Below are 21,427 nucleotides of genomic sequence, written 5' to 3'. Positions count from 1 at the left end.
TTCACAATCAGGCTATCGCCGCAGCAATATCGGGGGTACGTAACATCGCCAGGCTGAGGGCTTTTTCCTCAGTGGCCTCGCTATGGGTCAACTCGCCAGAGATCGCCCCTTCACGCATCACGATGATGCGATCCGCCAGCCCCAGCACTTCGGGCAAATCGCTGGAGGCGAACAGCACCGCAATGCCCTGCTGCGCCAGCTGATAAATCACGTGGTAGATTTCGTGTTTTGCGCCAACGTCGATACCGCGTGTCGGCTCATCCAGCAGGATCACCTTCATCTCTTCCGACAGCCAGCGGCCCAGGATCGCCTTCTGTTGATTGCCACCGGAGAGGTTCATGATCAGCTGTTCGGCAGTGGGGGTTTTGATATTCAGCGCGCGGATGTGGTGATCGGCATTGCTGGTTTCCCAGGCGTTATCAATCAGGCAGCCCGCCTTGATGCTTTTGCGGCGTGCGCTGATGTTGATATTGTCGCGCACCGAGTGCACCGGAATGATGCCGTCGGCCTTACGATCTTCCGGGCACAGCATTACGCCTGCACGGATAGCATCGATCGGTGAACGGACATCAAGCCGCTTGCCATCGAGCATCAATTGGCCCGCAGTGAACCGCGTAGCGCCAAAAATCCCTTTCATCAATTCGCTGCGCCCTGCACCCACCAGACCAAACAGGCCAACAATTTCGCCAGCGCGTACGTTGAGGCTGATAGGCGTTTTCACCCCGACGGCCTGCAGATCGGTAAGCTGCAACCGCACTTCTCCCAACTCGCGTGGCTGGTAGCCATAAACATCGCCAAGATCGCGACCCACCATCGCCTGCACCAGCACTTCATTGTTGACCTGCTGCATATCGTCGAAGGTACGTACATAGCGGCCATCCTTAAACACGGTGATGGCGTCACTCAGCGCAAAGATTTCCTCCATCCGGTGTGAGACATACAGGATCACTCGCCCTTCAGCCCGCAGCTCGCGGATCACCCGGAACAGTTGCTCAATTTCACGTGCCGACAACGAACTGGTCGGCTCATCAAACGCAATCACTTTGGCGTTACGCGCCAGAGCCTTGGCAATCTCCACCATCTGCCATTGACCAATCGACAGGTACTTCAACGGAGTATCCGGATCGATGTCCAAACCGAGGTGTTCCAGCTGTAAGCGGGACTCATAACGCAGCAGTTTACGATCCACCAGGCCATGTTTGGTCGGCAACTGGCCAAGGTAAATGTTCTCTGCCACGGTCATTTCCGGTACCAGATGCAGTTCCTGGTAGATAATCGCCACGCCGGCGTTCAGCGCGTCGGTGGTATTGGCAAACTGTACGGCTTGCCCCTGGAGGTGGATCTCCCCTTTGCTTGGGGCGTAATTGCCGCTGAGGATTTTCAGCAGCGTCGATTTCCCGGCGCCGTTTTCCCCCATCAGGGCGTGGATCTGCCCGGCCTGACAGTTGAAACTGATATCATCCAGCGCTTTGACGCCAGGGAAGCTTTTACCGATGCCTTTAAAAGCCAGATAGGGCGTGACGGCAGTCATAGTGCTTTCCTCAATGAGTGCGATAAATGGCCGCCCGCTTGGTACAGGCGGCACGCTCCTTACATCAGGCCTTTTTTCTGCAGTTCCACCTGGAAGTTGTCGCGGGTGATCAGCACCACGTCGGTCACTTCGGTGAATTTCTCTGGTTCCACGCCTTTCTCTACCCAGTCATGCAGCATCTGAATGCTCTTGTAGCCATGAATATCCGGGCTTGGCAGCAGTGAACCGTAGAAGCCGGTTGCCTGTTTCTTGGAAAGCTCGCTTACCGCGTCAACGCCGTTGATACCAATGCCGATCACGTTAGGCGCTTTAAAGCCCTGACCTTCGGTGGCACGCACGCCGCCCAGTACGGTGTTGTCGTTCATCCCGACGATCAGCCAGTTTTTCACTTCAGGATGCTGCACCAGCATCGAGTTGGCGGCATCAAACGCCCCTGGGATATCGTTGGATTTGGTCGGTACCTTGTAGATTTGCTGTTCTGGGAAACCCGCGGTTTTCAATGCATCCATCGAGCCACCGGTACGGCGGCGTGCCGTGTCCAGTTCATCGGAGGTGATCGCCATTACGCCGGTCTCTGCCACTTTCCAGCCACGCTTGTTCATCTCTTTCCACAGCTCGGCACCTTGGCGCTCACCTATCTTAGTGGCCGCCATCATCACTAGCGGCACACTCTCCATCGGCTTGCCTTTGGCATTAACAAACTGGTCGTCAACCGCGATCACTTTCAGGTCGTAGCTGCGTGCCTTGGCGACAATCGCCGAGCCGAGTTTTGGGTCTGGGGTGCAGATAACAAATCCCTTGGCCCCGCTGGCCGCCAGGCTGTCGATGGCATTGAGGGTTTTCTCGCCGTCCGGCACGGCAATCTTGATCACTTCAAACCCCAGGTCTTTACCCGCCTTGTCGGCAAATTTCCATTCAGTCTGGAACCAGGGCTCTTCTGGCTGTTTAACCAAAAAACCCAGTTTCATGGTCTCTGCGATAGCTGAATGTGACATAACCGCCGTCAGACCGATCACTGCCAACGCCTTAGTGAATTTATGCATGGTACTCTCCGCTGTTTTGCTTTCATCGGCAGAAAAATCGGGCCGCCGTGAAAACGTTATCATTATGAGATCCTGTCACGGCAATGGCCTTGCATCTCGCTTCTTGCCGTCGACTCAGGTAAGACGCAAACAGTTTTAGCCGGTATTTGTTAGTTAAATGTAGAGCGCTATCACATCCCGAGATAACAGCAGATATGTGCATACATTTAGCAAATTTAACCAAGTGATAACTTTTGACCCCCATCACAAAATCACTGTAGCAAGCAGAAAAGTGCATACTTCCAGCCAATGCTTCCTCACCTGCCTCCCCGTCCCGCTCCTATCGTTAATCTCAACCTAACAAGTAAGGAGTCCGCATCATGACGGCAGGTGCTATTGCCCTGGGATTAGACTTCGGCAGCGATTCAGTGCGGGTACTGGCTGTCGACTGTCAAAACGGTAACGAACTGGATACCGAGGTGGTCTACTACCCTCGCTGGCAGCGTGGTGATTTCTGTAATGCCGCGCAGAACCAGTTCCGCCACCATCCACTCGACTATATCGAAGCCATGGAGCAAGCCATCGTCGCCGTAGTGCAGCGCATGAGCCAGGAACAGCGGCAGAGCGTGGTCGGGATTGGGGTTGATTCCACCGGCTCCACTCCCGCCCCGATTGATGAATATGGCGACGTGTTGGCGTTGCGGCCAGAGTTTGCCAGCAATCCCAACGCCATGTTTGTGTTGTGGAAAGACCACACCGCCATCGAGGAGGCGGAGGAAATTAACCAGCTTTGTCGCCGTGGTGATTTCCCCGATTATTCGCGCTATATCGGCGGCGTTTATTCCTCTGAGTGGTTCTGGGCCAAAATCTTGCACGTTTCACGCCAGGACGAGGCGGTACGCCACGCAGCCGCCTCTTGGGTTGAGCTATGCGACTGGGTACCGGCACTGCTTTCTGGCACTACTGCACCGGATCGGTTAAAGCGCGGACGTTGCAGCGTTGGGCATAAAACGCTGTGGCATCCGGATTGGGACGGTTTGCCACCGAAAGCCTTCTTTGCGGCCTTGGATCCGATGCTGGTGGAAGATTTGCCCTATCCACTGTTCAACGGATCCTACACTGCCGATTTGCCGGTAGGGACGCTGAGCAAAGAGTGGGCCACACGGCTTGGGCTATCAGAAAGCGTGGTGCTGTCCGGTGGCGCCTTTGACTGTCATATGGGGGCAGTGGGAGCCGGAGCGCAGCCTTATACGCTGGTGAAGGTGATTGGCACATCGACCTGCGACATTCTGATCGCCGATCGTGAGCGCGTGGGCGATCGCGCCATCAGCGGCATCTGCGGCCAGGTGGACGGCAGCGTGGTGCCGCAAACCATCGGGATGGAGGCCGGACAATCCGCTTTTGGCGATATGTACGCCTGGTTCAGCCGCCTGCTGAGCTGGCCACTGCGTGAAGCCGCCAAGACGCAACCGCAACTCCAGACACAGCTGCAACAAATCGAGCATGACATGCTGGCCGCCCTGACCGCCGCCTGGGCCAAAAACCCGTCTCTTGACCATCTGCCAGTGGTATTGGACTGGTTCAATGGCCGCCGCACCCCCTACGCCAACCAGCGCCTGAAAGGAGTGATCACCGATCTCAATCTCGGCACCGATGCGCCCACGCTGTTTGGTGGCTTTATCGCCGCAACGGCATTTGGCGCCCGCGCCATCATGGAGTGCTTCGAACAGCAGGACATTCCCGTCGATAACGTGCTGGCTTTGGGCGGTATTGCCCGCAAGTCACCGGTGATTATGCAGGTTTGCGCCGATGTGATGGATCGTCCGCTACAGATTGTCGCCTCCGACCAGTGCTGCGCGTTGGGTGCAGCCATCTTCGCCGCCGTAGCCGCCGGGCATTTCAGCGACGTTCCGCAAGCTCAGCAGCATATGGCTTGCAGTATTGAACGTACTTTGCAGCCCGATCCCGCAAACGTCGCGCGTTACCAACAACTTTATGAACGCTATCAACAGTGGTGCCAGGCCGCAGAGCCGCGCTTTGCCGCAATCACCAAAAATTAATACGCCGTGGCAGATCCCTCGGCTCAATAAAACCTCTAGTTCCAGGAGTTTTTGATGAACATCTTTAAGCAACGTGAAGTGTGGTTCGTGATCGGCAGCCAGCATCTTTATGGCCCCAAAACCCTGCAACAGGTGATGGAAAATGCCGAGCAGGTCGTGAACAGCCTGAACCGCGACGCAGGTTTACCGGTGAAGATGGTGCTGAAACCGCTGGTCACCACGCCGGACGAAATCACCACCGTCTGCCGTGATGCCAACTATCACCAGGACTGCATCGGCATCATCACCTGGCTGCACACTTTCTCACCGGCCAAAATGTGGATTGCCGGCCTGTCTATCCTCGATAAACCGCTGCTCCAATTCCATACCCAATTTAATGCTGAGGTTCCGTGGGACAGCATGGATATGGACTTTATGAACCTGAACCAGACCGCCCACGGAGGCCGCGAGTTCGGGTTTATCGGTGCCCGTATGCGCCAGCAGCACAGCGTGATTGCAGGCCACTGGCAAGACAAAAATGCCCAGGAGCGAATCGCTCAATGGATGCGTGTTGCCTGCGCCAAACAGGAAAGCCAACAGCTGAAAGTGGCGCGTTTTGGTGACAACATGCGCCAGGTCGCCGTGACCGATGGCGATAAAGTGGCCGCGCAGATCCAGTTTGGTTATTCCGTGGATGCTTATGGCATCGGCGATTTGGTTAGCGTGATCGATGAAGTGAGCAAGGGCGATATCGATGCTCTGATCGAAGAGTACGAAGCCAGCTATGAGCTGAGCGACGTAGCAAAAGTTAACGGGGCCAAACGGCAGAACCTGATTGATGCAGCCGCCATCGAACTGGGCATGAAACGTTTCCTCGAACAGGGCAAGTTCCACGCCTTCACTACCAACTTTGAAACGCTGCACGGCATGAAGCAGTTGCCAGGTTTAGCGGTACAGCGCCTGATGCAGCAAGGTTACGGCTTTGCCGGTGAGGGCGACTGGAAAACCGCGGCCCTGCTGCGCATTATGAAAGTGATGGGCAGCGGCTTAAATGGCGGCACCTCGTTTATGGAGGATTACACCTACAACTTCCAGCCGGGCAACGATTTGGTGGTGGGGTCCCATATGCTGGAAGTCTGCCCTTCCATTGCCAAAGAACAGAAGCCACTGCTGGATATTCAATATCTTGGCATCGGTGGCAAGGCCGACCCGGCCCGCCTGATCTTCTCTACCCCGGCAGGCCCGGCGGTGAATGCCAGCCTGATCGATATGGGCGATCGTTTCCGCCTGCTGGTCAATCAGGTTGATACTATTGAGCAACCTAAACCATTACCTAAGCTGCCGGTGGCCCGGGCGATCTGGCGCGCTCAGCCTTCCCTGGCTACGGCCGCAGAAGCCTGGATCCTGGCAGGTGGTGCGCACCACACGGTGTTCTCACAGTCACTAAACGCCGACTACCTGCGCCTGTATGCCGAGATGCACAGCATCGAATTCCTGCTGATCGACAACGACACCACCCTACCAGCGTTCAAGAACGAAATCCGCTGGAATGAAACCTACTACCAAATCAACCGTCGCTAAACGCTCCCGCAAAAACTGCAACCGGTTTCAGAAACCGGTTGCAAACTCATTTCAACTCGACCTAAACTAGACTCAATATTTAACGTATAGAGAGAATAGTTATGTCTGCTTTCCCGAAAGCGTTCCTCTGGGGCGCGGCTAGCGCGGCGTATCAGGTTGAAGGCGCACACGATGCCGACGGCAAAGGCCCATCCATCTGGGATACCTTCTCCCACCTGCCGGGTACCACTTACCAAGGCACTAACGGCGACGTTGCCGTCGATCACTATCACCGCTTCCGTGAGGACGTGGCGCTGATGGCCGAAATGGGGATGCAGAGCTACCGGTTCTCAATCTCCTGGCCGCGCCTGCTGCCACAGGGCCGGGGCACCATCAATGAGGCCGGGGTCAAATTCTACAGCGATCTGATTGATGCCCTGTTGGAACACAACATTGAACCGATGATCACCCTGTACCACTGGGATCTGCCGCAGGCATTGCAAGATGAAGGCGGTTGGGAAGCACGCAGCACTGCGGAGGCTTTTGAAGAGTATGCCCGCCTGTGTTACCAACGTTACGGCGATCGCGTCAAACTGTGGTCTACCTTCAATGAAACCGTGTGCTTTATCGGCTTCGGTTACATCACCGGCGGCCACCCACCGGGCGTACAGAACCCGGCACGTGCGATCCAGGCCTGTCACCACGTCTTTGTAGCCCACGCTAAAGCGGTAGCCGCATTCCGTACCAGCGGCATTGCCGGCCAAATCGGCTTCGTCAACGTGTTGCAAACCCATACCCCGCTCAGCCAATCAGCGGAAGATCTGGCGGCCTATCAGTTGGCCGAAGGGATCTTTACCCACTGGCTGTACGATCCTGTGCTGAAAGGGGAATATCCGGCTGAACTGCTAGAACAGACTCAGGCGCTGTGGGGCGTGCCGCAATTCGCCCGTGGTGATGAACAACTGCTGCGCGACAATATCTGTGACTTTATTGGCCTGAACTATTACAAACGTGAAACCATCGCGGCCAATAATCAAGAGTCACATCTGACCATCAACACCACCGGTGAGAAAGGCAGCGGCCACCAGCAGGGTAACGAATTCGGCTTTAAGGGGCTGTTCAAGTTCGTCCGCAACCCGAACGGCGTGTATACCGATTGGGACTGGGAAATTTATCCGCAGGGCCTCACCGAAGGCATCATGAATATCAAGGCGCGTTACGGCGATATCCCTATCTACATCACCGAGAACGGTCTGGGAGCCAAAGATCCGATTATCGACGGTGAAGTGGTGGATGACGATCGCATCGACTATCTGCGCCAGCACATTGGTGCCATTGAAGACGCTATCAAACAGGGGGCTGACGTACGCGGTTATTATCCATGGTCGTTTATCGATCTACTGAGCTGGCTCAACGGTTTCCAGAAACAGTACGGCTTTATCTACGTTGACCACAACAAGGATCTGGCACGCCAGCGTAAGAAAAGCTTCTTCTGGTACCAGAAGCTGATCGCCAGCAACGGTGCGGAACGTTAACAGCCGTTAAGTGGGCGCAGCATGCAGCGCCCCTACAATGAGAACCGGCTGAGGTTTGTAAACCATGTCATGCCAGTCAGTGCAATCTGACTGGCATTTTGCCGTTGGTACCGCCTTCTCCTCGCGCATTGGCTCATATTTGAGTAAGCTATGCCGCTTACTTTGTTGGAATACCACTCAGGATCTCGTATGACCCAAGCTGAATACTCGCGCATTGGCGGTTGGTTGCTAGCCCCGATGGCCTATCTGATCGTTACCCTGCTCAGCGCCAGCCTGATGTTGGCCCTGTACGGTATGGCCATTTTTATGCCGGAATCACGCGAGTATCTGAGCACCAATGCTCACGCCTTCTCCACGCAGTGGTATCTATCGGTGATCACTACGCTGGTGATGTGGTGCTTTACGCTGTACCTGCTGTGGCTGTTCTGCCAGCGTTCACAACGTTTTCCAAAGCTGTTCCTGGTCTGGTTGCTGATCACCGTGCTATTGGCAATCAAGGCGTTCGCCTTTGCCCCCGTGCCCGATGAGCTTGCCGTGCGTAGCCTGCTATGGCCGTTGGTGATGGCCGCCCTGCTGGTGCCCTATTTTAAGCGTTCCCAGCGCGTGAAAGGCACCTTCACCGAGAAGTAACCACGGCAAGGCACAATTTGATCGCCCTGCTGTGTAAATTTTCAACAAAACAGGCAAAAAAGCGCAATACCCTTGCGATTAGTATGTTGTCGTTACGCCGCCGATTACCGATAATAGGCGGCTTTTATTTTTTTAGGCATTGCAATGACCGAATACCTGCTCTTGTTTGTTGGCACCGTACTGGTGAACAACTTTGTCCTGGTGAAATTCCTGGGCCTGTGCCCCTTTATGGGCGTTTCCAAGAAACTGGAAAGTGCCATCGGCATGGGCATGGCGACCACATTCGTGATGACGCTGGCCTCGGTCTGTGCCTGGCTAATCAACAGCTTTATCCTGATCCCGTTGGATCTGGTTTATCTGCGCACGCTGTCCTTTATTCTGGTGATCGCCGTCGTGGTGCAATTCACCGAAATGGTGGTGCGTAAAACCAGCCCGGCTCTATATCGCCTGCTGGGGATTTTCCTGCCGCTGATCACCACCAACTGCGCTGTATTAGGCGTGGCGTTGCTCAACGTCAACCTGGGCTACAACTTCCTGCAGTCTGCGGTTTATGGCTTTAGTGCCGCCGCAGGCTTCTCATTGGTGATGGTGCTGTTTGCCGCCATCCGTGAACGCCTGGCGGTCGCTGATGTGCCCGCGCCGTTTCGCGGTTCCTCTATCGCCTTGATCACCGCTGGCCTGATGTCTCTGGCCTTTATGGGCTTTACCGGGCTGGTGAGATTCTAATGACTGCGTTGTGGATTGCGGTGGCGGCATTAAGCGCCTTGGGATTGCTGTTTGGCCTGGTGCTGGGTTTTGCCGCACGCCGCTTTGAAGTGGAAGAAGATCCGGTTGCCGAACAGATCGACGAAATTCTGCCGCAGAGCCAATGTGGCCAATGCGGTTATCCCGGCTGCCGCCCCTATGCCGAAGCGGTTGCCAATGGCGAGATGATCAACAAATGTGCCCCGGGTGGCGAGCAGGTGATGCTCAAATTGGCCGAATTACTCAACGTCGAGCCACAGCCGCTGGACGGCGGTGCCGCCGTGGCCGAGCCGGTGCGTAAGGTCGCCTTTATTGACGAAGCCAACTGCATCGGCTGCACCAAGTGCATTCAGGCTTGCCCGGTTGACGCCATCGTGGGTGCCACCCGCGCCATGCACACTGTCATTACCGATCTCTGTACCGGCTGTGATCTGTGTGTTGCGCCCTGCCCAACCGATTGTATTGAAATGAAACCGGTCGCCACCACGACCGCCAGCTGGAAATGGGATATGCAAACCATTCCGGTGCAAGTGATCCCCGTGGAGCAACATGTTTAATCTGTTCGCCGCTTTGAAAAAAGATCGGATTTGGGATTTTGACGGTGGCATTCATCCACCCGAAATGAAGACCCAGTCCAGCGGTGTGCCACTGCGCGTGGCTCCCCTGCCCGACATTTTTATCGTCCCCTTGCAACAGCATCTGGGACCAGAAGGTGAGCTGTGCGTCAAAGCCGGTGACCACGTACTGAAAGGCCAACCACTGACCTTTGGCCGTGGCCGCACCTTGCCGGTACATGCACCAACCTCGGGCACCATCCGCGCCATTGAACCTCACGTTACCGCCCATCCTTCAGGGCTGGCGGAACTGTGCGTGATTATCGATCCAGACGGTGAAGATCGTTGGTGCGAACTGACGCCGGTCGCCGATTACCGCCAACTGGATGCGGCAGAGCTGATCCAACGTATTCATCAGGCCGGGATTGCCGGACTGGGGGGGGCGGGTTTCCCAACGGCCAGCAAGCTGCAAGGTGGCCGTGAAGAAGTGGAAACCCTGATCCTCAACGCTGCCGAATGCGAGCCCTATATCACCGCCGACGACCGGCTGATGCAGGAACAGGCCGCTCAAATTATCGAAGGCACCCAGATCCTGCGCCACCTGTTACAACCCAAAGTGACGTTGATCGGCATCGAAGATAACAAGCCGGAAGCCATCGCCGCTCTGAAAGTCGCTTTGCGCGGGCAGGATGGCATCGCCCTGCGGGTGATCCCCACCAAATACCCTTCCGGTGGTGCCAAGCAGTTAACCAAAATTCTGACGGGCAAAGAAGTGCCTCACGGCAAGCGTTCATCCACCATCGGCGTGCTGATGCAGAACGTGGGCACCGCCTTTGCCATCAAGCGGGCGATTGTCGATGGCGAGCCGTTGATTGAACGTGTCGTCACCTTAACCGGTGAGGCCATGAGCCGACCAGGCAACGTCTGGGCGCGCCTCGGCACGCCGGTGCAACACCTGCTGGCCTTTGGCGGCTATCAACCTCAATCCCAACAGATGGTGGTAATGGGCGGCCCGCTGATGGGCTTTACGTTGCCAACGTTAGACGTGCCGATCGTCAAAATCAGCAACTGCTTACTGGCCCCAACGGTTGACGAAATGGCCGTACAAGAACCAGAGCAGTCCTGTATCCGCTGTGGCCTGTGCGTCGATGCCTGCCCTGCCGGGCTGTTGCCGCAGCAGCTTTACTGGTTCAGCCGTGGCGAAGAGCACGAGAAGGCGCGTAAGCACAACCTGTTCGACTGTATCGAATGTGGTGCCTGTGCCTACGTCTGCCCCAGCAATATTCCGCTGGTGCAATATTATCGCCAAGAGAAGGCTGAGATTAACGCGTTGGATCAGGAAGCGGCACGTACCGCCGAAGCCAAGGCACGTTATGAAGCCAAGCTGGCCCGTTTAGAGCGTGAGAAGCTGGCGCGCGAAGAGCGTCATAAAAAGGCCGCGGTGAAACTGACCGACAGCGATCAAGATGCCGTCCAGGCGGCTTTGGCTCGCGTGCGCAGCAAAAACAGTGAGGCTGCTGGCATTGCTATCAGTGGCCAGGAGCCGGATAACAGCGCTGCCATAGCTGCCCGCGAAGCGCGTAAGGCACAGGCCAGAGAGCGCAAGCTCGAACGAGCAAGCGAAATGCCTGCGGCGACAGCGGTGCAAGAGGAAGACCCGCGTAAAGCGGCCGTGGCTGCGGCGTTGGCTCGAGTCAAAGCCAAGAAAGCGGCGCAGGCACAAGACGCAGAGAGCGTGGCGGAAACTGTAGCTTCAGAGGATCCTCGTAAGGCTGCAGTAGCGGCAGCATTAGCCCGCGTGAAGGCGAAAAAGGCGGCGCAGCAAGCCGAGCTTTCACCACCGCAAGTAGACGAGGAACCTATCCCTACGGCTGAGCCGGAGGATCCACGCAAGGCTGCCGTTGCTGCCGCGCTAGCCCGAGTCAAAGCCAAAAAAGCGGCGCAGCAAGCAGAGCGTTCTCAACCACTAGTTGACGAGGAACCTATCCCAACGGCTGAACAGGAAGATCCGCGCAAGGCTGCCGTGGCCGCAGCGCTGGCTCGAGTCAAAGCTAAAAAGGCCGCACAACAGCTAGCTACGGTAGATAAAGAGTAAGCGGTATGGGGTCTTGCCGAACGTAAGGCCCCACTTAATCGATAGAAATCAGGTAGGTGTAATTGACATCGATCTGCCGCAGTTTGGCATCCTGATTCCACGCCTTAGCTTCGATTATCTCCATCTCAACACTTCCGCGTACTTCATTGCGCAGCCCTGGCATCACGTGCGAGATCAGGTAAGAGATAAATTTCACGCACTCTTTGGCCGTCCCCTGATGGGTAATCGCGATGTACTCGCGCGCTGGCAAGCGAATATCTTCAATCTTGTGGCCAGAAAGGATGTCCTTCTTGAATTCCGGCTCCACCGCCATGGTATGCGTGACTGAACACTCGCCTTCGCCACGCTCATTGGCAGAATGGATGCTGTAAACCTTGTGGCACTCCATATTCAGCCCTTTGAAGAAGTCATTAAAGATTTCCCCCTTCATGGCGATACAGGAAGAAATAGCCATCTCTTGGGCAGTATCAAATTCCATCTCACGCGTGAAACCGACCAGGTGCGTATCAGGTAACGTCAGCCGTTGTATCTCCGGATAAAAACCTGCCTCATACACGGCTTCGAAGTCGAAGCGCGGCATCAGGCTCTTCACGTCCCATTTTTCCATGGTACGGTAGCGGTTTGGCGTAATGCCAAAACGTTGCTTAAACATCCGGGTAAAGGTCTGCTGTGAATCAAAGCCCAACTCATCGGAGATATCGATAATCGTACGGTTGCTGATACGCAGCGCGACCGCTGCACGAGTAAGAATGCGTGAGCGAATATAGGTGGCGAGCTGGATACCGGTGATTCGCTTGAACTTGCGCTGCAGGTGCCACTTGGAGTAGCCGGAGATACGCGCAACTTCATCCAGATTTGGCCGAGTCTCCAGATGAATTTCGACCCATTCAATCAGTTCTTCAATAAATAAAATATCTTCATTAGTCATTATTAATTGTTCGCTACTTCAAAAATGCTCAGGATAGTAACCTACGTTAATTATATGAAAGTTGTTATTCCGTGCGCCAAGCAGTCCAAAAATAGCAGCTCGATCATCAGTATGACAACCCATACTGCACGTTTTACACCCAGCCTGGCTTTTTCTCACCGCAAAAGCTGAATATCCTTATGATTAGCACGTATTACCCGGCATATGATTGAGGTAGAATGCAGCGCTGTAATTTCCCCCGGTGCCCGCACCGTGAATGCACTGATTAACATGGCAAAGAAATGGTAGTTATTCTATGAAGTTCAGGCCGGTACAACAGGCAGCCCCCAAGGGCTTACACATCGCCAGCTCTCCGTTTACCCATAACCAGCAAAGCACCAGCCGCATCATGCTTTGGGTGATGCTGGCCTGCATTCCCGGCATGGCAGCACAGCTATGGTTCTTTGGCTATGGCAACCTTGTTCAGACCGCGCTGGCCATGGTGACCGCCCTCGGGTCCGAGGCCGCCATTCTTGCGCTACGTAAACAGCCAGTCAAGGCTCGGCTGGCAGATAATTCCGCCCTGCTCACTGCGCTGTTGCTGGGCATTAGCCTGCCACCTCTAGCTCCCTGGTGGATGATCGTTATCGGCACCTTTTTCGCCATTGTGATCGCCAAACAGCTATACGGCGGACTTGGGCAAAACCCTTTCAATCCGGCCATGGTGGGTTACGTGGTGCTGTTAATCTCCTTCCCGGTACAGATGACCAGTTGGTTACCGCCGGAAGAGCTGCGCGCAACCGCCCTGACCCTGCCAGATACCCTGCTAGCTATTTTCAGCGGCCACACTGCCCAGGGGGCCACTCTGCACGAATTGCAGATGGGCGTCGATGGCATCAGCCAGGCCACGCCATTAGACGGTTTTAAAACCGGCCTACGCAGCGGCCACTCGGTCGAGCAAGTGCTCCAGCAACCGCTGTTCGGTGGCACCCTGGCCGGTATCGGCTGGCAGTGGATTAACCTGGGCTTCCTGCTCGGCGGCCTGTTTATGCTGGGCCGTAAGCTGATCCACTGGCAAATCCCGTTCAGCATGTTGGCCGTCATTGCCTTGTGCTCAGGATTGGCCTGGACGTTGGATCCTGCCCATCAGGCTTCCCCGTTGATCCATCTGTTTTCCGGGGCCACTATGCTCGGGGCTTTCTTTATTGCCACCGACCCGGTCAGTGCCTCTACTACGCCCAAAGGTCGGCTGATATACGGCGGCCTGGTTGGCTTGCTGGTCTGGCTGATCCGCGTGTATGGCGGTTATCCCGACGGGGTAGCCTTTGCCGTACTGCTGGCCAACATTACCGTACCGTTGATCGATCACTACACGCAGCCACGCGTGTATGGCCACCGTTGAGGAGTCATTATGCTTAATTCCATGAGAAAGCATGGCACCACACTGGCCGTGTTTGCCGCGGTCACCACCGGCCTGACCGCCGTGGTGTACCAGTTAACCAAAACCACCATTGCACATCAGGCGGCGTTGCAACAAAAAGCGTTGCTGGACCAGGTCGTCCCGCCGGAACATTATGACAATGATATGCAGAGCGAATGCCTGCTAGTCAGCGATCCGGCTTTAGGCAATGGCGCGCCGCACCATCTGTATCTGGCCCGCAAAAATGGTCAACTGGTGGCAGCCGCGTTGGAAACGACCGCGCCAGACGGTTATTCTGGGGCGATCCAACTGCTGGTCGGGGCCGATTTTAACGGCACGGTATTGGGAACCCGCGTGATAGAACATCACGAAACGCCTGGGCTGGGCGACAAAATCGAATTACGTATCACCGACTGGATCACCTTCTTCAGCGGTAAAAAGATCGACGGCCCGGATGATAAACGTTGGGCAGTGAAGAAAGACGGCGGCATGTTTGATCAGTTCACTGGGGCCACCATCACCCCGCGAGCGGTGGTCAACGCCGTGCGTCGTACAGCGTTGTTTATGGAGACGCTGCCGCCTAAACTGGATACTTTGCCTGCCTGCGGAGCCAGCGAATGAGTGAAGCCAAAGAGTTAATCGTACAGGGGTTGTGGAAAAACAACTCTGCGTTAGTGCAATTATTGGGGCTGTGTCCGCTGCTGGCGGTAACGTCAACTGCCACCAACGCCTTGGGGCTTGGACTGGCTACCACGCTGGTGCTGACCATTACCAACGGTTCCATCTCCGCCCTGCGCCGTTGGATCCCGAGCGAGGTCCGCATTCCGATTTATGTGATGATCATTGCCGCCGCAGTGAGTATCGTGCAGATGCTGATCAACGCCTACGCTTTCGGCCTGTATCAGTCGTTAGGGATTTTTATCCCACTGATCGTCACCAACTGCATCGTGGTGGGCCGGGCTGAAGCAGTAGCGGCGCGAAAACCGGTAGGACTGGCATTGATCGACGGTATGGCTATCGGCCTTGGTGCCACCAGTGCCATGTTTGTGCTGGGCTCGCTACGCGAGCTGATTGGTAACGGTACGCTATTTGATGGCGCTGACCTGCTGCTAGGCAGTTGGGCCAAGGTGTTGCGCATTGAGATTGTCCATTTCGACACCCCTTTCCTGCTGGCCATGCTGCCACCAGGTGCCTTTATCGGTCTGGGCTTGATGCTGGCAACCAAATATCTGATTGATGAAAAAATGAAGGCGCGTAAAGCCAAGGCCTTGGCAGTTGAAGCTAACATGGAACAGGGACACGCAGAGAAAGCGCTATGAATAAAGAGAAACGCCTGGAGATCCTGACCCGCTTGCGGGATAACGACCCGCATCCGACCACCGAGCTGGTGTATACCACACCTTTTGAGCTGTTGATTTCCGTGCTGCTCTCCGCTCAGGCAACCGACGTCAGCGTTAACAAGGCCACGGCCAAGCTCTACCCGGTTGCCAACACGCCAGCGGCCTTGCTGGCGTTAGGGGTAGACGGCGTCAAAGAATACATCAAAACCATCGGCCTGTTTAACAGCAAAGCCGAGAACGTGATCAAAACCTGCCGTATCCTGCTGGAAAAGCATGACGGTGAAGTGCCGGAAGATCGCGCAGCACTCGAAGCCCTGCCCGGCGTGGGGCGCAAAACGGCCAATGTAGTGTTGAACACGGCCTTCGGTTGGCCGACCATTGCCGTTGATACCCATATCTTCCGCGTCTGTAACCGCACCCACTTCGCCCCAGGGAAAAACGTGGAGCAGGTAGAGGAAAAGCTGCTGAAAGTGGTTCCCGCCGAGTTTAAAGTCGACTGCCATCACTGGTTTATCCTGCATGGCCGCTATACCTGTATCGCCCGTAAACCGCGCTGCGGTTCATGCATTATCGAAGACCTGTGCGAGTTTAAAGAGAAGGTCTATCCGCTTGATTGAGAGTACCGGGCACGGCGATCCGTGTCCGCGACTCTTCCCTCCGGTTTTTTATCAAAAATGTGACATCGGGCAGCATTAACCTTGGTGGAATCCGGGATTACCCTACAAACTCGCTGTTTCAGATATTTTCAACCGTAAAATTAGTCAAAAATTGTGGTTAACCTCACGTCTTGACGATCACATCTCATTTACAAACCTCACTACCGATCTGTCCATTTTCAGAAATTTTGCATAACCCAATTTATGCACAACAAACCAAGGCCTAATCAATCATGAGCATTGGTATGGACTGGATATGGCTTAAATAGCAGAAGATATAACTAAATTAATTCAGGATAGCTTTTAATCAAAACAAAAACTCGGCAAATTTAAAAATGGCAAACGTTAATACTGCATAACATTTGCAACATAGTTGCATAGCGTTGTCTATGTTATATGTAACAGAACATGTCAAAAAGCTTGCCACGTTGACAAAGATAGTGAACATTAACCGCCGGCATTCATCCTATAACAATGCAGAAGTGTGCAGCCCTGCATCACATTCTGCTATTTCCCGTCCTGACAATACGGGTAGTGAAAAAACCAGAGGTACCAGTGTCAACTGCAAACAACAATTCTTCGGACAACATTAGCCTTAACGCGTTTAAGCAACCTAAGGCCTTCTACCTGATCTTCTCGATTGAACTCTGGGAACGTTTCGGCTACTACGGTCTGCAAGGCATCATGGCAGTCTATCTGGTCAAGATGCTTGGCCTGAGTGAAGCCGACTCGATTACGCTGTTCTCCTCATTCAGTGCGCTGGTGTACGGTTTCGTGGCCATTGGTGGCTGGCTGGGGGATAAAGTTCTCGGCTCCAAGCGTGTGATCGTCTTGGGGGCCATCGTGCTGGCCGCCGGTTACGCCATGGTGGCCTATTCTGGTCATGATATCTTCTGGGTTTATCTGGGGATGGCCACCATCGCCGTGGGTAGCGGTCTGTTTAAAGCCAACCCTTCTTCCCTGCTGTCTACCTGCTATGAGAAAGACGATCCGCGTTTGGACGGTGCATTTACCATGTACTATATGTCCGTCAACATCGGTTCATTCTTCTCCATGCTGGCAACCCCGTGGCTTGCGGCCAAATATGGCTGGAGCGTCGCCTTCTCACTGAGCGTGGTGGGGATGTTGATCACCCTGGTCAACTTTATGATGTGCCACGGCTGGGTTAAGCAATACGGTTCAAAACCTGACTTTAAGCCCCTGCAGGTCAAAAAACTGCTGATGGTGATCGTTGGTGTGGTAGCACTGATCGCGGTTTCCAGCTGGTTGCTGCACAACCAGATTATCGCGCGCTGGGCACTGGCTATCATCTCTGTGGGTATCGTCATCGTGTTCGCCAAGGAAACCTTCGCCTTGCACGGCGCAGCACGTCGTAAAATGATCGTGGCCTTCCTGCTGATGCTCGAAGCGGTGGTGTTCTTCGTGTTGTACAGCCAGATGCCAACCTCACTGAACTTCTTTGCTATCCACAACGTTGAGCACAATATTCTGGGGATCGCGTTTGAACCGGAGCAGTATCAGGCACTGAACCCGTTCTGGATCATGATGGCCAGCCCTATTCTCGCTGCGCTGTATAACAAGATGGGCGATCGTCTGCCGATGCCGCACAAGTTTGCCTTCGGCATGATCCTGTGCTCCGGGGCGTTCCTGGTGCTGCCGTGGGGCGCAAGCTTCGCCAACGACCAGGGCATCGTGTCCGTTAACTGGCTAATCTTGAGCTATGCGCTGCAGAGTATCGGTGAGCTGATGATCTCTGGTCTGGGCCTGGCTATGGTGGCTCAGTTGGTGCCACAGCGCCTGATGGGCTTTATCATGGGCTCCTGGTTCCTGACCACCGCCGCCGCCGCGCTGATCGCCGGTAAGGTCGCGGGTCTGACCGCCGTCCCAAGCGACATTAACGATGCGCATGCTTCTTTGGCTATCTATAGCCACGTGTTTATGCAGATTGGTATCGCCACGGCGGTGATCGCCGTGCTGATGATGCTGACCGCACCGAAGCTGTACCGCATGACGCTGGATACCGCAGAAGATACGGCAGCCAAAGCGAAAGCTGCAGCTCTCTAATCTCTGCTGTAACCTGACCTCAAAAACGCCGGAGCCTAGCTTCGGCGTTTTTTTATGGTGCACAGAAAAATTGCGAAACGCTTCGCTATCTGAACAATCGAGTGCATTCAACAGCATGGGTATTAAGTAGACTGCAGGTGGGTGCTCTGGATCTTTCCGTCTGGAGCATTTGGTAAAGGATGGAAAGAGAAAAGCCCCGGACCGATTTACATCAATCCGAGGCCGATCTCACTCCTAAGCAAGGTGAGGTTAGCCTCTTAAAATCCCAAAATCAAGGGACAAGGAGGTTAAGAATGCCGCAAAAACTGCTGGTTTTATGCCTGATCGTTATCTGTGTGACGCTGATCGCATTCACCTGGATAACACGTGATTCGCTGTGTGAGTTACGTGTCAGGCAAGGAACAACGGAAATTGCCGCCATTCTGTCTTGCCTGAAACAGCGGTAAGGCGATTCCACGGATGGGGTGCGCCCCGTCCGTAACTTGCTGGGAGACGTTCCGTGAGCACCCTTTTTTGCACGTCAAAATTCACGGCTACGATTAAATCCGTGGGTAATGGATCAAGTCGTGAATGCGTACCGGCTCTACGCTGGCATTATGATACGCATGTGGGCAATCCGCCTGGAAACGCATGGCTTCGCCGCTGGCAAGGCTGTACCACTCGCCATTAATCGCCAGTTCCAGTTGGCCACTAATGACAATGACATGTTCAATCACGCCCGGCTCATGAGCCGAGGATTCACTGAGCGCGCCAGGAGCCAAGTCGATCACAAACATATCAAAACCCAGTTGGCGGTCGAATGGGAACAGCGGCACCACACGCATGTCGGCATTGTCTTGATTGAAGATTGGCAACTCGCCATAACGATGCAGCATAGCCGCCGGTTGCAGCGGCGCCGTTTCCAGAAAGGCAGAGAAAGCCACGTTAAACCCGGTAGCAATTTTCCATAAGGTCGCCACCGTTGGGCTGGACTCACCCCGTTCGATCTGCCCCAGCATAGCCTTGCTGACGCCCGTATTTTCGGCAGCCTGATTAAGGCTCCAACCGCGTTGCGTACGTAATGACTTCAGCGTTTGCGCCAAATGGCTGGCAAGATCCTGCATAGCGGTTCTCCTGATAAACCTGCGGCGATTATAGCCCCTTGTGCGCTATAACGCACGATGCTATGCTCCGTCAATTCGTACGTTATAACGCACACTGACTCGGGAGCGGTTATGCGTCCTGCACTCTCATTACGTGATATCTCCTTTTCTGCCATCGTTGCCGGTTTTGTCGCCGTGCTGGTCGGCTATACCAGTTCTGCAGCGATTATCTTCCAGGCCGCTGCTGCCGCAGGGGCCAGCCCGATACAAATTGGCGGCTGGCTGAGCATGCTTGGTCTAGGTATGGGTATCACTTCATTGGGGCTCTCGCTCTATTACCGTACGCCAATCCTCACCGCCTGGTCGACGCCTGGTGCCGCGTTGCTGGTCACCAGCTTGCCTGGAACCCCGCTCAATGAGGCCATCGGGGTATTTATTTTTGCCAGCGGGCTGATCCTGCTGTGTGGTGTCACCGGCCTGTTTGCCAGGTTGATGAATCATATCCCGCAGGCCATATCGGCAGCGATGCTGGCCGGCATATTGCTCCGCTTCGGGTTAGATGCCTTTGCTTCCTTGCAGATCAATTTTTCACTCAGCGCCGGCATGTGCCTGGTGTATCTGTTCACCCGCCGCTATCTGCCGCGTTACGGGATCGTTCTGACGTTGCTGGCCGGGCTGATCATCGCGGCGTTACAGGGTAACATTCATTTCACCCAACAAACGCTGTCCTTCGCCAAGCCGGAATTTATCGCTCCGCACTTCACGCTGTCGACGTTGCTGGGCATAGGTATTCCTTTCTTTGTCGTGACGATGGCCTCGCAGAACGCGCCAGGCATCGCCACTCTCAAGGCCGGCGGATATGACGTTCCCACTTCCCCCTTAATTAGTTGGACTGCCCTGACGGCTCTGGTGCTGGCCCCCTTTGGCGGCTTCACGGTGTGTATTGCCGCCATCACCGCCGCCATCTGCATGGGGCCGGACGTACATCCCGATCCCAAGCGCCGTTATATGGCTGCCGTGGCCGCCGGCGGCTTTTATCTGTTAGCTGGGGTGTTCGGCGGTACCATTGGCATGCTGTTCAGCGCGCTGCCGGTAACCTTGATCCATACCATCGCCGGGCTGGCGTTATTAGGCACCATTGCCGGTAGTTTGCAACGCGCGCTCCAGGATGATAAACAGCGGGACGCTGCGGTGATCACTTTTCTGATCACCGCTTCCGGGCTGACGTTGTTAAACGTGGGGGCTGCCTACTGGGGACTGATTGGCGGTGTACTGGCTTACGCTATTTTCTCATTACCACGGCGCAAAATGCCTTGAATCCCGCTATTGGCTCTCAACGATTGGCAGGATAAATCCGCTATCACCCTGCGGCAGCGCGATACCCAAGGCACGCGCTGCCAGTTCTGCCACACGAAAATCGATATCCGCTGGCTCACCATCTTCCAAAAACCAGGCCGCGGAAAGCCCCGCCCAGGCCAGGATCCACTGCAGCAGACGGTAACGTTCCAAACCAGCCAAGGAGCAAACCTGGTCAACGCGACGATGGAAGATATCGGGATCGGTGGCGACACCGTAATTGGGGTTGCAGAAGATATTGGCGTAATCAAATCCACGCTCGCCATACAGACGCTTGGGATCGATCACTAGCCAGCCGCGTTCGGCAAAATCCAGCACGTTGTCATGGTGAATATCCCCATGCAACACCCCTTGATCCCTTGGGCTGGTCAACAGTTCTGCCGCAGCGGTAGCACTCAGACGCAACATACCTCCATGAGCCTGCGCTGCGGGCCATAAGGCGTTAAACCACTGATGCAAGGGGATCAGTTCGGGATAAGGCTCATCTCGCGGCGCATGCAATTGGGCAATAACCTGGCACAGAATAGCGGTTGCCCGTTGGTCTTCACCGTTGCGTACCAGTTGTGCCAATGACAAAGGCCCCATAGCCCTTTCCAGCAAAATGCCGTCATCATGCCAGGCCAGCACCCGCGCAGCACCTTCTCCACGCCACCAGCACATCAGCAGGCCGCCAAATTTTTCTTCCTGTTCGCGGGCAATTTTCAGCATTGCGGGCATCATTTGATAGCGTACCGGCATCAACAGGCTGCTGTGAGTTTCAAACGCTGGCCCGTCTGGCTCAAGTTGCCAACGTTGCAGATAAGGAATAAATGCCTGGTTGATCACCCTTATGCACCCTTATTGCGTGAACGACTGCCTGGGATGATAGTATTATCAGGCAGCATCCTGCAAA

19 protein-coding genes are annotated in these 21,427 nt (G+C 55.0%); 14 read left to right on the top strand and 5 right to left on the bottom strand.

Features of this window, described 5'->3' with window-relative positions; genetic code table 11:
• Positions 1–7 precede the first annotated feature (7 nt).
• Positions 8–1,531 (bottom strand): L-arabinose ABC transporter ATP-binding protein AraG, encoded by a 1,524-nt coding sequence (gene araG / locus KGP17_RS12370; protein ID WP_223499450.1) that lies wholly within the window; start codon positions 1,529–1,531, stop codon positions 8–10.
• Positions 1,532–1,590: 59 nt separating this feature from the next.
• Entirely contained in the window at positions 1,591–2,574 is a 984-nt protein-coding gene (locus KGP17_RS12365; protein ID WP_037374918.1) for an arabinose ABC transporter substrate-binding protein, read from the bottom strand.
• Positions 2,575–2,933: 359 nt separating this feature from the next.
• Between KGP17_RS12365 and KGP17_RS12360 the strand changes: the two genes are divergently transcribed.
• From KGP17_RS12360 to rsxC, 7 genes are all read left to right on the top strand, one after another.
• Positions 2,934–4,613, top strand: coding sequence for a ribulokinase (locus tag KGP17_RS12360; protein ID WP_059200733.1), 1,680 nt, complete (start codon positions 2,934–2,936; stop codon positions 4,611–4,613).
• Between the two features lie 54 nt (positions 4,614–4,667).
• Positions 4,668–6,173 carry an L-arabinose isomerase gene (gene araA / locus KGP17_RS12355; RefSeq protein WP_223499449.1) on the top strand — a complete coding sequence of 502 codons (1,506 nt, stop codon included), beginning with the start codon at positions 4,668–4,670 and terminating at the stop codon, positions 6,171–6,173.
• A gap of 101 nt (positions 6,174–6,274) precedes the next feature.
• Positions 6,275–7,687: a glycoside hydrolase family 1 protein gene (locus KGP17_RS12350; protein WP_223499448.1), complete on the top strand. Its 1,413-nt coding sequence runs from the start codon at positions 6,275–6,277 to the stop codon at positions 7,685–7,687.
• A 189-nt stretch (positions 7,688–7,876) separates the two neighbouring features.
• Positions 7,877–8,317 (top strand): DUF2569 domain-containing protein, encoded by a 441-nt coding sequence (locus KGP17_RS12345; protein ID WP_024487067.1) that lies wholly within the window; start codon positions 7,877–7,879, stop codon positions 8,315–8,317.
• 144 nt (positions 8,318–8,461) lie between these two features.
• Positions 8,462–9,043 carry an electron transport complex subunit RsxA gene (gene rsxA / locus KGP17_RS12340; RefSeq protein ID WP_021178056.1) on the top strand — a complete coding sequence of 194 codons (582 nt, stop codon included), beginning with the start codon at positions 8,462–8,464 and terminating at the stop codon, positions 9,041–9,043.
• Positions 9,043–9,618 (top strand): electron transport complex subunit RsxB, encoded by a 576-nt coding sequence (rsxB, locus tag KGP17_RS12335; protein ID WP_021804523.1) that lies wholly within the window; start codon positions 9,043–9,045, stop codon positions 9,616–9,618. Before rsxA ends, rsxB begins: the two co-directional genes overlap by 1 nt.
• Entirely contained in the window at positions 9,611–11,710 is a 2,100-nt protein-coding gene (gene rsxC / locus KGP17_RS12330) for an electron transport complex subunit RsxC (RefSeq protein ID WP_223499447.1), read from the top strand. The genes rsxB and rsxC overlap by 8 nt, the downstream gene beginning before the upstream one ends.
• A 34-nt stretch (positions 11,711–11,744) precedes the next feature.
• Here rsxC and KGP17_RS12325 read toward each other — a convergent pair whose 3' ends face one another.
• Entirely contained in the window at positions 11,745–12,638 is an 894-nt protein-coding gene (locus tag KGP17_RS12325; RefSeq protein WP_021804525.1) for a helix-turn-helix domain-containing protein, read from the bottom strand.
• Between the two features lie 295 nt (positions 12,639–12,933).
• Here KGP17_RS12325 and rsxD point away from each other — a divergent pair, with 295 nt between their 5' ends.
• From rsxD to KGP17_RS12295, 6 genes are all read left to right on the top strand, one after another.
• The gene (gene rsxD / locus KGP17_RS12320) at positions 12,934–14,019 is read left to right on the top strand and encodes an electron transport complex subunit RsxD (RefSeq protein ID WP_094981778.1); all 1,086 of its coding nucleotides are present in this window, start codon (positions 12,934–12,936) and stop codon (positions 14,017–14,019) included.
• 9 nt (positions 14,020–14,028) lie between these two features.
• Entirely contained in the window at positions 14,029–14,658 is a 630-nt protein-coding gene (gene rsxG, locus KGP17_RS12315; RefSeq protein ID WP_021804527.1) for an electron transport complex subunit RsxG, read from the top strand.
• A complete protein-coding gene (locus KGP17_RS12310; RefSeq protein ID WP_059200728.1) occupies positions 14,655–15,356 on the top strand; it encodes an electron transport complex subunit E in 702 nt (233 codons plus the stop codon). The genes rsxG and KGP17_RS12310 overlap by 4 nt, the downstream gene beginning before the upstream one ends.
• Complete coding sequence (gene nth, locus KGP17_RS12305; RefSeq protein WP_021804529.1) at positions 15,353–15,994, top strand: endonuclease III; 642 nt, start codon at positions 15,353–15,355, stop codon at positions 15,992–15,994. The genes KGP17_RS12310 and nth overlap by 4 nt, the downstream gene beginning before the upstream one ends.
• A gap of 594 nt (positions 15,995–16,588) precedes the next feature.
• Positions 16,589–18,097 (top strand): dipeptide/tripeptide permease DtpA, encoded by a 1,509-nt coding sequence (dtpA, locus tag KGP17_RS12300; RefSeq protein WP_021178064.1) that lies wholly within the window; start codon positions 16,589–16,591, stop codon positions 18,095–18,097.
• 293 nt (positions 18,098–18,390) lie between these two features.
• A complete protein-coding gene (locus KGP17_RS12295) occupies positions 18,391–18,543 on the top strand; it encodes a Hok/Gef family protein (protein ID WP_059200725.1) in 153 nt (50 codons plus the stop codon).
• 93 nt (positions 18,544–18,636) lie between these two features.
• On the opposite strand, the gene KGP17_RS12290 is transcribed toward KGP17_RS12295, so the two are convergent.
• On the bottom strand, positions 18,637–19,200 hold the full coding sequence (locus KGP17_RS12290) for a helix-turn-helix domain-containing protein (protein WP_059200724.1): 564 nt from the start codon (positions 19,198–19,200) through the stop codon (positions 18,637–18,639).
• A gap of 111 nt (positions 19,201–19,311) precedes the next feature.
• Between KGP17_RS12290 and KGP17_RS12285 the strand changes: the two genes are divergently transcribed.
• The gene (locus KGP17_RS12285) at positions 19,312–20,496 is read left to right on the top strand and encodes a benzoate/H(+) symporter BenE family transporter (RefSeq protein ID WP_223499445.1); all 1,185 of its coding nucleotides are present in this window, start codon (positions 19,312–19,314) and stop codon (positions 20,494–20,496) included.
• Between the two features lie 6 nt (positions 20,497–20,502).
• On the opposite strand, the gene KGP17_RS12280 is transcribed toward KGP17_RS12285, so the two are convergent.
• Entirely contained in the window at positions 20,503–21,357 is an 855-nt protein-coding gene (locus KGP17_RS12280) for an aminoglycoside phosphotransferase family protein (protein WP_037374919.1), read from the bottom strand.
• Between the last annotated feature and the right edge of the window lie 70 nt (positions 21,358–21,427).

The organism is Serratia sp. JSRIV001 (assembly GCF_019968745.1).
GTDB lineage: Bacteria > Pseudomonadota > Gammaproteobacteria > Enterobacterales > Enterobacteriaceae > Chania > Chania fonticola_B.
Note: the sequence above shows the minus strand (reverse complement) of the source record. Positions and strands in the feature narration are given on the sequence as shown.